The organism is Flavobacterium sp. (assembly GCF_035456085.1).
Lineage (GTDB): Bacteria > Bacteroidota > Bacteroidia > Flavobacteriales > Flavobacteriaceae > Flavobacterium.
The window spans coordinates 1-14,432 of record NZ_DATIDY010000142.1; the positions used below are offsets into that span (position 1 = coordinate 1).

Sequence of the window (14,432 nt, forward strand, 5' to 3'; positions counted from 1 at the left end):
AAAGTATATTTTGAATTTGGCATCAGTTACGGTAGTTATATTTCAATATTTAAACTGTTAATTAAAATGACATAAAAAACAAAAACCCGTTTCTTTCGAAACGGGTTTTGTATAATGAGAAATCTTTATGATTATGCTTCGAATGGAAGAACAGATACATAAGATTTGTTATCTCTTTTCTTTTGGAATAAAACAACTCCATCAACTTTTGCATGTAAAGTATGATCTTTACTGATGTAAACGTTTTCACCTGGATTATGCTTTGAACCTCTTTGTCTTACGATGATGTTCCCAGCAATAGCAGCTTGACCACCAAAAATCTTAACGCCTAAACGTTTTGATTCTGATTCTCTACCATTCTTCGAACTACCGACACCTTTCTTGTGAGCCATGACGTATTAGTTTATTTTGTTATTATTCTTGAGTATCTTCTTTTTTAGCTTTAGGAGCTTTTTTTACTTTAGGAGCTTCTACTTCTTCAGTAGTTGCTTCAACTGCTGCTTTTTTAGGAGCTGCTGCTTTTTTAGTAGTTCCACCTGCAGTAATACCTTCAATTACAATTTGAGTAAGATATTGTCTGTGACCGTTTCTTTTTTTGTATCCTTTTCTTCTTTTCTTTTTGAAAACGATAACTTTATCACCTTTTAAGTGTTGTAACACTTTAGCTTCTACTGAAGCACCTTCTATAGCTGGGGCGCCTATTGTGATTGATCCGTTATCATCTACCAAATAAACTTTATCAAAAGAAACTTTTGATCCTTCTTCATTTGCTAAACGGTGAACGTAAACCTTTAGGTCTTTGCTAACTTTAAACTGTTGCCCTGCTATCTCTACGATTGCATACATACTGAATTGTTTTAATATTTTTAAGGATGCAAATATACAATTAAATATTTACCCTGCAATTCTTTACTTAAAAAATATTTCCACGCTTTTATTTCACCTTTTTATCCTGTATATTAAATAGTTATACATTAAAAATAAAACAATTGCGAAACAGCATCAACACTGAAATTACTTACTTACAATCAAATAAAAAGCTATTTTTGCTGTAACTAAACAACCAATAAAAATACCAATAGAATAAATATTAACTTATGAAAAAATCAATAATGATGTTAAGCGCCGCACTAATGTTAGGAGGAGTTGCTTCTGCACAAAAAGTAGCTTTTGAGGAGTACGATTTAGATAATGGACTACATGTTATTTTACATCATGATAATTCTGCTCCAGTTGTTATCACATCTGTAATGTATCATGTTGGCGCAAAAGATGAAAGTCCGGACCGAACAGGTTTTGCTCACTTTTTTGAACATTTATTATTTGAAGGCACTGAAAACATCAAAAGAGGTGAATGGTTTAAAATTGTTACATCAAACGGAGGGACAAACAACGCCAACACCACAGATGACAGGACCTATTATTATGAAATATTTCCATCAAACAATTTAGAGTTAGGTCTTTGGATGGAATCTGAAAGATTAATGCATCCAATTATCAATAAAATTGGAGTCGACACACAAAATGAAGTTGTCAAAGAAGAAAAAAGGACCAGTTATGATAATCGTCCTTACGGAAACATTCTGGCGGCAGTAAAAGAGAACATGTTCAAAAACCATCCTTATCGTTGGACAACTATTGGCTCGATGAAAGATTTGGATGCAGCCACTCTTGAAGAATTTCAGGCATTCAACAAGAAATTTTATTTGCCAAATAATGCCGTTTTGGTAGTTGCTGGTGATTTTGAAAAAAAACAAACCAAAGAATGGATTCAAAAATATTTTGAACCAATTGCTAAAGGCGAAGTAACTCCTAAAAAAACATACACAGAAGAGCCAATCACGCAAACTATAAAAGCAACTTACGAAGACCCAAATATTCAAATTCCGATGTTGGTTGCTAGTTATCGTACGCCTTCTATGAAAAGTAGAGATGCAAGAGTATTAGATCTAATTTCATCTTATTTAAGTGATGGTAAAAGTTCTAAGCTTTACAAAAAAATTGTAGATGACAAAAAAATGGCTTTGCAAATTGGAGCCGTAGGGTTTAGTCAGGAAGATTACGGAATGTATATTCTATACGGTTTACCGATGGGTAACTTTACAACTGCCGATCTATTAAAAGAAATCGATGAAGAAATTGTAAAAATTCAAACCGATTTGATATCTGAAAATGATTATCAAAAACTACAAAATAAATTCGATAACAACTTTGTAAATTCCAATTCAACTATAGAAGGAATTGCCAATAATCTAGCATCTTATTATCTATTGTATAAAGATGTAAACCTAATTAATACAGAAATTGAACTGTACCATTCTATCACTCGTGAAGAAATAAGAGAGGTTGCAAAAAAATACCTAAATCCAAATCAGCGTTTACTTTTAGATTATATTCCTGCCAAGGCAAAACCTCTTAATTAAAGAAACCGATAACATGAAAACAACATCTATAATATTCATCCTTTTATTTGTAACAGGAATTATGCAAGCACAAGACCGCACGCAACCCAAACCCGGAAAATCACCAACAATCAATATCAAAAAACCACAAACATTTGTTTTAGCCAATGGAATGAAAGTGTTGGTGGTAGAAAATCATAAGTTGCCCCGAGTTTCTTTCAATTTAACATTAGACAATGCACCATTTGCCGAAGGAAACAAAAAAGGCGTTGATGAATTAACTAGTAATTTAATTGGAAATGGAAGCAAAAAAATATCAAAAAATGCTTTCAATGAAGAAATTGACTTTTTGGGAGCCGACATTAATTTTAGCTCCCACGGTGCAACTGCTAATTCGCTGTCAAAATTTAGTGGAAGAGTTTTAGAATTAATGGCGGAAGGCGCTTTGCATCCAAATTTCACTCAAGAAGAGTTTGATAAAGAAAAAGCCAAATTAATTGAAGGTCTGAAAGCCGAAGAGAAAAGTGTTCCAGCGATTGCTAATCGTGTGGTTGATGTTTTGGCTTTTGGAAAAAACCATCCTTCAGGTGAATATATGACTGAAGCCACATTAAACAACATTACTCTGGCCGATGTAGAAGCCAATTATCACAATTATTTTGTTCCAGAAAATGCCTATTTAGTGATTATTGGAGATGTAAAATACAATAATGTAAAAGTCTCAGTAGAAAAATTATTTGGCACTTGGGAAAAAAGAACAGCTCCAAAAACTTCATACGAAGCGCCGGTAAATGTTACTAATTTGCAAATTAATTTAGTTGATGTACCCAATGCTGTTCAATCTGAAATTACATTGGTTAACACTGTGGATTTAAAAATGAGTGATCCCGACTTTTTCCCTGCGGTGATTGCTAACCAAATTCTTGGCGGTGATTTCAATAGTTATTTGAATATGAATTTACGTGAAAAACACGCATGGACTTATGGTGCAAGATCAAATGTTGGAGCTGGTAAATACACTACAAAATTCTTTGCTAAATCTGCTGTCAGAAATGCCGTTACCGATAGCGCAGTAGCTGAATTTGTAAAAGAAATAAAAAGAATAAGAACAGAAAAAGTATCTGATGAAGTACTAAAAACGGTTAAAGCCGGGTACATTGGAAGATTTGTAATGCAAGTCGAAAAACCACAATCCGTGGCACGTTATGCATTAAATATTGAAACTGAAAAGCTTCCAGCCGATTTTTATGAAAAATACATCCAAACAATTAATTCTGTAACTGCAGATGACGTATTGCGAGTAGCCAATAAATATTTCCTGATTGACAATGTCAGAATTGTAATTGCTGGAAAAGCTTCTGAAATTGCGCCTGGATTGGAAAAATTAAAAATTCCGATGTTCTATTTTGATAAATATGGTAATCCTCTGGCAAAACCAATTTTGAAAAAAGAAATTCCAACCGGTGTTACTGCCAAAACTGTTTTAGAAAACTACATCAAAGCAATTGGTGGAGAAAAAGCGGTTCAAACAGTAAAAACAGTATCAATGATTGGATCCACTACGATTCCTCAGGCGCCTGCTCCACTAACTTTTACATCCAAAACTGATGTAAAAGGAAACTTATTAATCGAAATTGCTATGGGACCAATGAGTGTAATGAAACAAGTTGTTAACCAAAAAGGTGCCTATCAAATTCAGCAAGGACAACGCAAAGACTTTCAAGGAGAGGAATTAACCGAAATGAAAGCATCAGCAATCCCCTTTGAAGAAGTAGCTTTACTAAAAAACCCTACTCTTACCATTGACCGAATTGAAACCATCAATGGAAACGACACTTTTGCTATTAAAAACGGTAAAAAAACTTATTTCTACGATATCAAAACAGGTCTAAAACTAGCAGAATCCAAAGCAATGGAACAAGGCGGACAACAAATGACTGTTACAACTAATTTTGAAGATTACAGAGATGTCAAAAACGTAAAAATTCCATATACCATTATTCAAAATGTTGGTATTGAATTAACCATTAAAATATCCGATATCACAATTAATGAAGGTGTAAAAGACAGTGATTTTCTATAATTAAAATTTTTACTATACTAAAGACTGTCAAATTCGACAGTCTTTTTTTTGGTCAAATATGATTAATTTCAAATAGAAATTACAGAATTAAACGTATTAAAGACTACTTTTTTGCTGATAAATAAACGCCAATCAAAATAATAAAAGCGCCAACACACTGAATAAAAGTTAGAACTTCATTATCCAATAATCCCCAAAAAATAGCAACTATCGGGATCAAATAAGTAACTGATGTTGCAAAAACTGGTGATGAAATCTTAATTAATTTGAAGAAAATAACATTGGCAATTCCTGTTCCAACAACTCCTAAAATTAGTATAAACCAAAGAGAATGCTGTACTTTTTCAATATGTACAACCTCATAAAAATTAGTAAAAGACAATATTGCTAAAGCCGGAAAAAGTAAAATCAAAAAATTTCCTGTAGTGATACTCAAAGAAGTCAAATCAGACAAATATCTTTTAATTAAATTGACATTTGTCGCATAACAAATAGAAGCAATCAACACTAAAACAGCATAATAATAATTTTGTTCCGGATGATTGATAGCGCCATTAAAAACTAACAATAAACAACCAATAAGTCCAATTACCACACCCCATATTTGATTTTTTCTAAATGTAATTCCAAAGAAAGCAGCACCTAATATTAAGGTATTTAATGGAGTCAAAGAATTTAAAATGGCTGTTATTGAGCTATCTATTTCAGTTTCGGCAATAGCGAAAAGATAGACAGGAATGAATGTCCCGAACATTGAAGTCAATGCAATATATTTCCATTGATGTTTTTGAATTTTACTCAAACTTCTAAAACCTATCAAAAGCAAGAAAAGAGCAGCAAAAATGATCCTCAATGAACCCAATTGAAAAGCTGTCAATCCAACTAATCCTTTTTTTATTAGAATAAAAGAACTTCCCCATACCAAAGAAAGAATAAACAAATAAACCCATTTCAACTGTTTTGACATCATAAAATTAATTTTTACTACAAAATTGTAATAAATTTAGCAACTACCACTTGCTTTTTTAATTAATTTTGCATCAAATCATGAAAATTAAATCAATTAAAAATCTCATTATAATGAACTTCAAAAAATCAATTGCGGTTATTGCACTTTCCAGCTTACTTTTTGCAAGTTGTAAAGAAAATAAAGCAGAAACAAAAACAGAAACTGCTTCGACAGAAACAACAACTCCAAAAGTTAAGAAAGAAATTGCTGCTGCAAATCTGCAAACGGCAAGTTTTACTATCGAAGGAATGACTTGTGCCATTGGCTGTGCCAAAACAATTCAAGAAGAATTAACTGCTCTTGACGGTGTACAGGAAGCCAAAGTGGATTTTGACAAAAAACTGGCAACTGTAACTTTTGACAAAACCGTTCAAACTCCGGAAAGTCTAACTAAAGTGGTTCAGGCAACTGGTGACGGAAAAACATATAAGGTTTCGAATATGAAGTCTTAAAGTTTAGTGATTAGTCTTTTTGCTAAAATTAATATAAAGAAAAAAGCATTCGCCAAAAACGAATGCTTTTTTCTTTTCTACAATCACTAAGGACTAATCCTTAGGGACTAAATCACTAGGGACAAATTACTTAAAAAATCACTTCCATTTCAAAGTTTCCATCAAGCGCTGCATGTCATTCTTGATATAACTAGCGGCTGGCATAATCGAATCATAATTGGGTTTTGCATAAAAATAAACAGAACCTGTAACAAAATGTTTGATGCTATCGGTAGCATAAAACTGGGAATTGGTAGCTGCATTTCCATCAACCTGATAAAACATACCGTATACTTTTTTGTCAGGATTTATAAATGGCTGTTCTAATATGTCATCAGCCTTTATAACATGCTCATAAGTTAATTTTTGGGCATCTCTAAGCAATTTATTAATATTTGAATTGACAGGCTTATAAGTGATATATATCGTTGCTTTCATTTTTGGATATGTAATTGAATATCCGCAATCTTTATCTGCTTTGACTATCGCTTTGGAATTTACATCAAAATCAAAAGGACAGTTGCTTTTAAAAACCACATATTCGGCCTCTGGATAATCCAGTCGCAAATAACTTGAAGGTTTTGGCAAAACATCCTTTTTACACCCAACTACAGAAAGAAAGAGTGCAAAAAAAACAACTAGGACGGTAATTTTTTTTAGCATTTTTATTTTATTCAATCGTTACTTTAATTTGTTTGACGCGTTTTTGATCTACAGATTCGATGACAAACGTACAGTTTTCAAAAACTATTTCCTCTCCTTTTTCAGGGAAATTACCCAATAATTCCAAAATAAATCCGGCTAATGTTTCGGCTTCTCCTTTTTTCTCTTCGAATAAATTTTCATCTACATCAATGATTCTGAAAAAGTCTTTTAGATTTATTTTGCCTTCAAAAATATAATTTCTATCGTCAATTTTTGAAAAATTAACAGGTTCATCATCAAATTCATCACTGATATCACCAACAATTTCCTCAATAACATCTTCTAACGAGACCAATCCTGATGTTCCTCCATACTCATCTACAACAATGGCTAAGTGACTTTTCATACTTTGAAAGTCTTTGAGCAAATTATCCAATTTTTTATTTTCTGGAACAAAAAATGGTTCTCTCAATAAGGTTATCCAATCAAAGTCTGCATCATTAATGTATGGAAGTAAATCCTTGACAAACAAGACGCCTTCAATTTGGTCGATATTATCTCGATAGACAGGAATTCTCGAAAATCCTTTTTCGATGATTTTTGGATAAATTGACGCAAATGATTCTGTTATTTCCAAAGCAAAAACATCAATTCTTGGACTCATTACTTGTTTGGTATCCGTATTTCCGAAAGAAACAATTCCCTCTAATATTTTTTGTTCATCGGTTGAAGTTTCTTCATTCGATGTTAACTCTAATGCTTGCGAAAGCTGGTCTACGGAGAAATTTGTTTTTTGTTTTCCTAATTTATTTTGCAAAAACAAAGTAACGGATCGCATTGGCATACTTACCGGCGACAAAATCTTGTCTAATCCAGCAATAGGATAAGCAACTAAATGGGCAAATTTTACATTATTCCTACTGGCATAAACTTTTGGCAACACTTCACCAAAAAGCAACAACAGAAAAGTTACTAAAACTACTTCGACTATGAATTTTAAAACGGGAGATTCTATAACTGCAAAAACATTTTTTCCCACAGAAGAAAACAAAATCACCACACCAATATTGATAAAATTATTGGCTACAAGTAAGGTCGCTAAAAGTTTTTTTGGTTTTTCTAAAAGATAAGAAATAATTTTTCCTTTCGAATTATCTTCTGAAAAGGAATCTTCTAAATCTTTTTGTGAAAGGGAGAATAAAGCTACTTCGGCTCCAGAAACAATTGCTGAACAAAACAGCAAAATAATAATTCCGGTAAAACCGAATATTAAAGTAAGATCAAGTTGAGAAGTAATCTCTAAACTGGGCTCTGGGTCCAAATTCGTATATATTAGTTAAACAATTAAAAAGGTAAGTCATTGATTGGCAAACCTTTATTTTGATCGTCAAAGTTAGTATTTTTTGTGGACTCTGATGAATTTAATCCTTTACTTTCTGAATCCTTTTTGGTAGTCAAAAAAGTAAACTCAGTCACCTGAATTTCCACTGTATGTTTTGTCGTACCATCCTCAGCTTGCCATTGTCTCGATTTGATACGGCCTTCCACATAAATTTTATCTCCTTTTGAAAGATACTTTTCGCAAATTTCGGCAGCTTTATTTCTCACTACCAGGTTATGCCATTCTGTAGAAACAATTTTCTCGTTGGTTGTTTTATTGACATAAACTTCATTTGTTGCCAATTGAAATCTGCCTATGCAATTCCCTCCTTCAAAATAATGCATTTTGACATCATCGCCAAGATGGCCAATGAGCATCACTTTATTTAATGTTCCGTTCATGATTGTGTGGTATTTTAACAAAGGTACATTATTTTTTGAAATACACTTTTATGCTATTTTACAAAAAAACAAATCATTAATAGCTGTATTAGTATTAATTCTTACCTAAAAACATTTATCATTACCGATATATATTGTTAAATATTTTTGGTGTTTTAACTTTTACGAGACTGGCAGGTTTACAATTTATCTTCAATGAAATTATGAATCACAATTGGAAATGGAAAGGTTTTCAGGGTTTCAAGATCGATTCCTTTTTCAAGCTTACCTTTTACAGTTGCTTTCCAAAACTTAATGTGCAAATGTTGATGTGAGAGTTTATGAATGATACTTTCTTCATTATATCCTAATAGACTCACTACTTTGTTTTCTACAGGTAAAAAATGCTGAACTTGATGAGCGATTGTATCAAAGTCTTCGACACTTTCTGTTTCAATTAAGGGAAATTCATATAGATTATGCCAGATTCCTTTCGAGGTACGCTTCTGAATAATGGTATTCTTAATTTCATCAATGGCAATTATATAATTAAAGTAACGGTTACGAGCTTTGAGTTTCTTAGATTTTACAGGAAGTTGATTTACTTTGTTTTTTTGTAAAGCGCCACAACTTTCGTTAAAAACACAAATGCTGCAATCCGGATTTTTAGGAACACATTGCAACGCGCCAAACTCCATTATGGCTTGATTGAATAAGGCTGGATTATCTTTTGGCATTAATTCCAAAGCCAAAGCTGCAAATTCTTTTTTGGCGGATGCCTGGGCAATATCCGTTTCAATATCAAAAAACCGGGAAAGCACCCGAAACACATTCCCATCTACAACAGGAACAACTTCATTATAGGAGAAAGAAGCAATTGCCGCAGCAGTATATTCGCCAATACCTTTTAGCTTCAACAAATCATTATAACTATTAGGAAAAACTCCGTTCATTTCATTAGCTATGATTTGGGAGGTTTTGTGCAAATTACGAGCACGCGAATAATATCCTAAGCCCTGCCAAAGTTTCAAAACCTGCTCTTCATCGGCTTTTGCCAGATCAAAAACAGTAGGAAAAGACGTTGTGAACGACAAAAAATATGGCATTCCTTGCGCAACTCGCGTTTGTTGAAGCATAATTTCTGACAGCCAAATGGGGTAAGGATCGGTTGTTTTTCGCCATGGCAAATCTCTTTTGTTTTGTAAGTACCAGTTAATTAGTACGTTAGAAAAAATCATAATAAAAGTTTAAAAAACAAAAGTAAATGTTTATGTAATTAAAATTTAACTATTTAGGTTGATTTATTGTTTTTTTAATTCATATATTTGCAGACTCAAAAAAACTATTACAACATATTAAAAAGGAAAGTAAAATGACGAAAGCAGATATCGTAGCAAAAATTTCAGAAAAATTAGGTCTTGAAAAAGGTGATGTGCAAGCAACTGTAGAGACATTTATGAACGAAGTAAAAAATTCACTAGAAACTGGTGATAATGTTTACCTAAGAGGTTTCGGTAGTTTTATCGTTAAAACAAGAGCTGAAAAAACTGGAAGAAATATTTCTAAAAATACCACTATCAAAATACCAGCACACAACATTCCTGCTTTTAAACCTGCAAAAGTTTTTGTAGAAGGAGTTAAAGTGAACAACGAAGCAAAATAATAACACTATTAATTAATTATAAATCATTCAGATATGCCAAGTGGTAAAAAAAGAAAGAGACATAAGGTAGCAACGCACAAACGCAAAAAAAGAGCGAGAGCTAACCGTCACAAAAAGAAAAAGTAGTTTTAAACTACTTTTTTCTTTTTTAAGTTCATTGAAATCGATTTTCAGTAAGCAATTATTCAGTTTGCAGTATACAATCACTGCGAACTGATATCTCAACACTGCAAACTAAAAATCACCGGGTAAACAAACCTGTTCAAATATTGTTTAATCCATCCTTACTTGAAAAGTTGATGGTTGATAGTTGATAGTTGATGGAGTTTCCAATAACCAACAACCGACAACCGACAACCAATAAGTTCGGATAAAAATTTACAAATGAATAAAGAATTGATCATTCGATCTAGTTCTGACTTTGTGGATTTTGCCTTATTAAAAGATGGAAAACTAATTGAATTACACAAGGAAGAAGAGAAAAGCAACTTTCAAGTTGGCGATATTTTTATCGCCAAAATAAGGAAACCAGTTGCTGGACTTAACGCTGCTTTTGTAAATGTTGGCTTCGAAAAGGATGCCTTTTTACATTATCACGATTTAGGACCTAACTTAACTTCCCAGCTGAAATTCATAAAACTTGTAAGCGCAGGTAAAATAAAAGATTTCTCCCTAAAAAACTTTCAGTTTGAAAAAGAAATAGACAAGAACGGAACGATTACAGACGTAATCAGTGCCAATCAGTCTGTTTTGGTGCAAGTCGTCAAAGAACCTATATCGACCAAGGGGCCAAGGATAAGTGCAGAGCTTTCCCTAGCCGGAAGATTTATTGTTTTGGTTCCGTTTTCTGACCGAGTTTCTATATCACAAAAAATAGAAGACAAAAAAGAAAAGGAACGTTTGAAACGTCTTGTACAATCCGTCAAACCAAAAGGATTTGGTGTTATTGTACGTACAGTAGCCGAAGGCAAAAGCACAGTAGAATTAGAAAAAGATTTGCAGAACCTGCTCAGCAGATGGAATGCAATGTGTAAAAAATTACCAACTGCTCATCATCCATCCAAAATATTAGGAGAGCTTAATAGAGCTTCTTCTATATTAAGAGATGTATTTAATGATACCTTTAGCGGTATTCAAATTGATGATGAAGAGTTGTACCATCAAACTAAGGATTATTTGCAAGAAATTGCACCATCCAAACAATCAATTGTTAAGTTCTATCAGTCCAAAGACACGCCTATTTTTGAGAAATACAATATAGAGAGACAAATCAAGACTTCATTTGGAAAAACAGTTTCCATGGCCAAAGGAGCTTACCTTATTATTGAACACACTGAAGCACTACACGTTATAGACGTAAACAGCGGAAACCGTTCTAATAAAGCTACCAACCAGGAAGATACTGCCATGGAAGTCAATATGATTGCAGCAGCCGAAATCGCAAGACAATTACGTCTTAGAGATATGGGCGGAATCATAGTAGTTGATTTTATCGATATGTCTAATCCAGAAAATCGCAAGATCTTATTCGACTTCCTGAGGGAAGAAATGAGTGACGATAAAGCGAAACACAAAATCTTACCGCCGAGTAAATTTGGGCTAGTCCAGATTACCAGACAAAGAGTAAGACCAGAAGTAAATATAAAAACAAGAGAGGAAGATCCAAATAATGAAAATGGTGAAATTGAGGCACCAATATCAATCATTGACCGAATCACCTCTGATCTCGAAAGAGTTTTAAAAAACCACAAAAAAGTTGTGCTCAACACACATCCATTTGTGGCTGCATACCTCAGTAAAGGTTTTCCATCATTGCGTTCAAAATGGTTTTTTGAACACAAAAAATGGGTGAAAATCATACCACGTGACGCTTACACGTATTTAGAATATCATTTCTATGATGAAAAAGGAAATGTTATCAATGAATAAAATCAAAAACCGCCTTTTCGAAAGATTGGCGGTTTTTTTATGTCTTTTTGGGAGCTATTTCCAGTTATCTGTTTCATACAAGCTATCAACTTTGTTTTCTCGCAAAGACGTGAAGACACAAACTTTGGAACCGATTTTCTCTGTGCCTTCGCGTCGTTGCGAGAACTATATTTAAAAAAATTCCGAAAGAAGTTCTTAACTTAATCTATTCTTTTACAATCTCAATTTTCCTTCTAATTTCATTCCCAAATTCATCCACAACTGTAATATAATGGAACCCTGTCGTAGCCGAAATTGGCATTTCATGAAAGGTTTTGGTACTGCCTTTATACACATTATCCACATACCAAAATAATTTACTCTCCCGTTGCGAATGAGCTACCTTTAGAATTACAGGCTGAACTTCACTATTAAAATTTTTAGTAAGATAGATTTTGCTGTTGATTTTAGGATAAATAAAATCCATCGTCGTGGTTTGAGCTCCCATACAATCATCCCTAAACGGAGGCAAAGGCAAATATTCTATATGCTGACTTTTGTAATACCAAGCCATTACAGGAGGTAATACAAACCAGTTCTTGGTCACTATATTTTCTATATTCTCACAACTGCTATTGACCTGAAATTGTAGTGACTTATCTAAATGTACCATTTTATGATATGGGCAAATAGTCGTGTTTTTTCCTTTCTTGGAGACCCATTGTTTAATTATTGGACAACCTTCTTTTGCCAAATGGCCGCTTAAACTACACACCTCAACTTCTTCTAAATCCTTATAAGGCGTTTCAAACCACCTTTGTCTTGGCAATAAATTAAAAACATCAAACAAAATAGGAGCAGCGCTTGTAACTCCAGTTAAACTTGGCCGCCCTTCGCCTGTTGCATTTCCAACCCAAACTCCTACTACATAACGCGAATTCGTTCCTATCGCCCAAGCATCGCGATTTCCAAAGCTTGTTCCTGTTTTCCAGGCAATTTTGAGAGAACTGTCATAGAACTTCCAAGCTTCGTCACCTTCTGGTCGATTCACTTGTTCCATTGCATTATAAGTCAGCCAAATCGAACCGGCACCCAATATGTTTTTTTGCTTCGTTTCTTCTCCAAAATCAGTTTGAAAATCTTCCTGATAATTGAGTTCGGCAAATTCATTCGTTCTGTATTGTCCCTGATTTTTATTGAAATAATTTAAAGTCGAAGACAATCCCGCATAAGTTCTACACAAATCCCACAAATTGCTTTCGGCTCCACCCAAAATAAGGGATAAACCATAATGATCTGGCGGTTTATTAATATCTCTCAGCTTAAACCGTTGCAATTCTTCATAAAACTTATTCACACCAAAATCCTGCAACATCAATACGGCAGGAATATTCAAAGAGCGAGCCAATGCTCTATGCGCCGGAACAGCACCATCAAATGTCAAATTGAAATTTTGTGGTGTGTAACCCGAAATTTGTGTTGGAATATCAGCAACCAATGTATTTGGCAACAACTCCCCATCGTCGAGCATTCCTGCGTATAAAAGCGGTTTTAGAATACTTCCTGTGCTTCTTGGTGCATCGATAATATCGACATCTTTTTGATGGTTTATATCCGCTGGAGAATTCCCAACGTAACTCAGTATTTTTCTATTCGATACATCAATAACCAAAACAGCCAAGTTGTGAACTTCATTTTGCTTGTATTGATTGTAATAATACCTCGCAATTTGATTCACTCTGTTTTGCAAGCCAATATCGATCGTTGTTTTTACTCGAGTTCCTTCCTGATTTTTAGCCACATGTTGCAATAAATGAGGCGCAATTTGTGGTAAATCAAATGGTTTTTGAGGTAAAGGTTCGTCAATAGAAAGTTCATAGGTTTGCTTATCAATCACTCCATTCTGATGTAGTTTTAGCAAAAGACGATTTCGTTTATTAAGCAGTTTACTATGATTTTTCCCAGGATAAATCAGACTTGGAGCATTTGGCAAAACGGCCAAAGTAGCACACTCCGCCCAAGATAATTGATACGATTGCAATCCAAAATACCGCCACGAAGCCATTTCGAGTCCGACAACATTTCCACCAAAAGGGGCATGTGCCGAGTATAATTCTAATATTTCATTTTTGGAATAACCTAGTTCTAATCTAGTGGCAAGGATAAGTTCTATGGCTTTTTCAAAATAAGTTCGCCCTTTGTCCTTTCTATACAAACGAATCACTTGTTGTGTGAGTGTACTTCCGCCACGAACGACTTTGCCAGCTTTCCTATTTTGCTGAAAAGCATTGAACATCGCGACAGGATTGAAACCAGGGTGTTTATAGAAATATTCGTCTTCAAAATAAACAATGCACTTTTTGAATTTATTGGGTACACTATCTTGCGCAGGAAATCGCCATTGACCGTCACGAGCAATTTTCGCGCCAAGCAATTCACCTTCTTTACTCTCAATAACCGTAGAATAAGG

At 33.8% G+C, this 14,432-nt stretch carries 13 protein-coding genes; 5 read left to right on the forward strand and 8 right to left on the reverse strand.

Going from position 1 to position 14,432, the window contains the following annotated elements; translation table 11 throughout:
- Positions 1-131: 131 nt before the first annotated feature.
- Both rpmA and rplU read right to left on the reverse strand, forming a co-directional pair.
- Positions 132-392, reverse strand: coding sequence for a 50S ribosomal protein L27 (gene rpmA, locus VLC96_RS11105; RefSeq protein WP_325262956.1), 261 nt, complete (start codon positions 390-392; stop codon positions 132-134).
- Between the two features lie 22 nt (positions 393-414).
- A complete protein-coding gene (rplU, locus tag VLC96_RS11110; RefSeq protein WP_325262957.1) occupies positions 415-846 on the reverse strand; it encodes a 50S ribosomal protein L21 in 432 nt (143 codons plus the stop codon).
- 251 nt (positions 847-1,097) lie between these two features.
- Here rplU and VLC96_RS11115 point away from each other — a divergent pair, with 251 nt between their 5' ends.
- Together VLC96_RS11115 and VLC96_RS11120 are read left to right on the forward strand one after the other, a co-directional pair.
- Positions 1,098-2,423, forward strand: coding sequence for a M16 family metallopeptidase (locus VLC96_RS11115; protein WP_325262959.1), 1,326 nt, complete (start codon positions 1,098-1,100; stop codon positions 2,421-2,423).
- A 13-nt stretch (positions 2,424-2,436) separates the two neighbouring features.
- Complete coding sequence (locus VLC96_RS11120; RefSeq protein WP_414655569.1) at positions 2,437-4,485, forward strand: M16 family metallopeptidase; 2,049 nt, start codon at positions 2,437-2,439, stop codon at positions 4,483-4,485.
- 103 nt (positions 4,486-4,588) lie between these two features.
- On the opposite strand, the gene VLC96_RS11125 is transcribed toward VLC96_RS11120, so the two are convergent.
- The gene (locus VLC96_RS11125) at positions 4,589-5,455 is read right to left on the reverse strand and encodes a DMT family transporter (RefSeq protein WP_325262961.1); all 867 of its coding nucleotides are present in this window, start codon (positions 5,453-5,455) and stop codon (positions 4,589-4,591) included.
- Between the two features lie 110 nt (positions 5,456-5,565).
- Here VLC96_RS11125 and VLC96_RS11130 point away from each other — a divergent pair, with 110 nt between their 5' ends.
- Positions 5,566-5,946, forward strand: a complete 381-nt coding sequence (locus VLC96_RS11130; RefSeq protein ID WP_325262962.1) for a heavy-metal-associated domain-containing protein — start codon at positions 5,566-5,568, stop codon at positions 5,944-5,946.
- Positions 5,947-6,084: 138 nt separating this feature from the next.
- On the opposite strand, the gene gldD is transcribed toward VLC96_RS11130, so the two are convergent.
- From gldD to mutY, 4 genes are all read right to left on the reverse strand, one after another.
- Positions 6,085-6,648, reverse strand: coding sequence for a gliding motility lipoprotein GldD (gene gldD / locus VLC96_RS11135; RefSeq protein WP_325262964.1), 564 nt, complete (start codon positions 6,646-6,648; stop codon positions 6,085-6,087).
- Between the two features lie 7 nt (positions 6,649-6,655).
- Positions 6,656-7,951 (reverse strand): gliding motility-associated protein GldE, encoded by a 1,296-nt coding sequence (locus VLC96_RS11140; RefSeq protein WP_325262966.1) that lies wholly within the window; start codon positions 7,949-7,951, stop codon positions 6,656-6,658.
- Positions 7,952-7,974: 23 nt separating this feature from the next.
- A complete protein-coding gene (locus VLC96_RS11145) occupies positions 7,975-8,412 on the reverse strand; it encodes a single-stranded DNA-binding protein (protein WP_325262968.1) in 438 nt (145 codons plus the stop codon).
- Between the two features lie 179 nt (positions 8,413-8,591).
- Complete coding sequence (gene mutY, locus VLC96_RS11150) at positions 8,592-9,629, reverse strand: A/G-specific adenine glycosylase (RefSeq protein WP_325262970.1); 1,038 nt, start codon at positions 9,627-9,629, stop codon at positions 8,592-8,594.
- An 83-nt stretch (positions 9,630-9,712) separates the two neighbouring features.
- Between mutY and VLC96_RS11155 the strand changes: the two genes are divergently transcribed.
- Complete coding sequence (locus tag VLC96_RS11155) at positions 9,713-10,054, forward strand: HU family DNA-binding protein (RefSeq protein WP_325262975.1); 342 nt, start codon at positions 9,713-9,715, stop codon at positions 10,052-10,054.
- Between the two features lie 384 nt (positions 10,055-10,438).
- Positions 10,439-11,983 (forward strand): ribonuclease E/G, encoded by a 1,545-nt coding sequence (locus tag VLC96_RS11160; RefSeq protein ID WP_325262971.1) that lies wholly within the window; start codon positions 10,439-10,441, stop codon positions 11,981-11,983.
- Positions 11,984-12,188: 205 nt separating this feature from the next.
- Here VLC96_RS11160 and pbpC read toward each other — a convergent pair.
- The coding region (gene pbpC, locus VLC96_RS11165; RefSeq protein ID WP_325262972.1) for a penicillin-binding protein 1C at positions 12,189-14,432 on the reverse strand (2,244 nt) is incomplete at its 5' end.

Bases quoted from the DNA above. Each gene is read 5' to 3' on its own strand.
- rpmA (WP_325262956.1), bottom strand. From the start codon at position 392: ATGGCTCACAAGAAAGGTGTCGGTAGTTCGAAGAATGGTAGAGAATCA.
- rplU (WP_325262957.1), bottom strand. From the start codon at position 846: ATGTATGCAATCGTAGAGATAGCAGGGCAACAGTTTAAAGTTAGCAAA.
- VLC96_RS11115 (WP_325262959.1), top strand. From the start codon at position 1,098: ATGAAAAAATCAATAATGATGTTAAGCGCCGCACTAATGTTAGGAGGA.
- VLC96_RS11120 (WP_414655569.1), top strand. From the start codon at position 2,437: ATGAAAACAACATCTATAATATTCATCCTTTTATTTGTAACAGGAATT.
- VLC96_RS11125 (WP_325262961.1), bottom strand. From the start codon at position 5,455: ATGATGTCAAAACAGTTGAAATGGGTTTATTTGTTTATTCTTTCTTTG.
- VLC96_RS11130 (WP_325262962.1), top strand. From the start codon at position 5,566: ATGAACTTCAAAAAATCAATTGCGGTTATTGCACTTTCCAGCTTACTT.
- gldD (WP_325262964.1), bottom strand. From the start codon at position 6,648: ATGCTAAAAAAAATTACCGTCCTAGTTGTTTTTTTTGCACTCTTTCTT.
- VLC96_RS11145 (WP_325262968.1), bottom strand. From the start codon at position 8,412: ATGAACGGAACATTAAATAAAGTGATGCTCATTGGCCATCTTGGCGAT.
- mutY (WP_325262970.1), bottom strand. From the start codon at position 9,629: ATGATTTTTTCTAACGTACTAATTAACTGGTACTTACAAAACAAAAGA.
- VLC96_RS11160 (WP_325262971.1), top strand. From the start codon at position 10,439: ATGAATAAAGAATTGATCATTCGATCTAGTTCTGACTTTGTGGATTTT.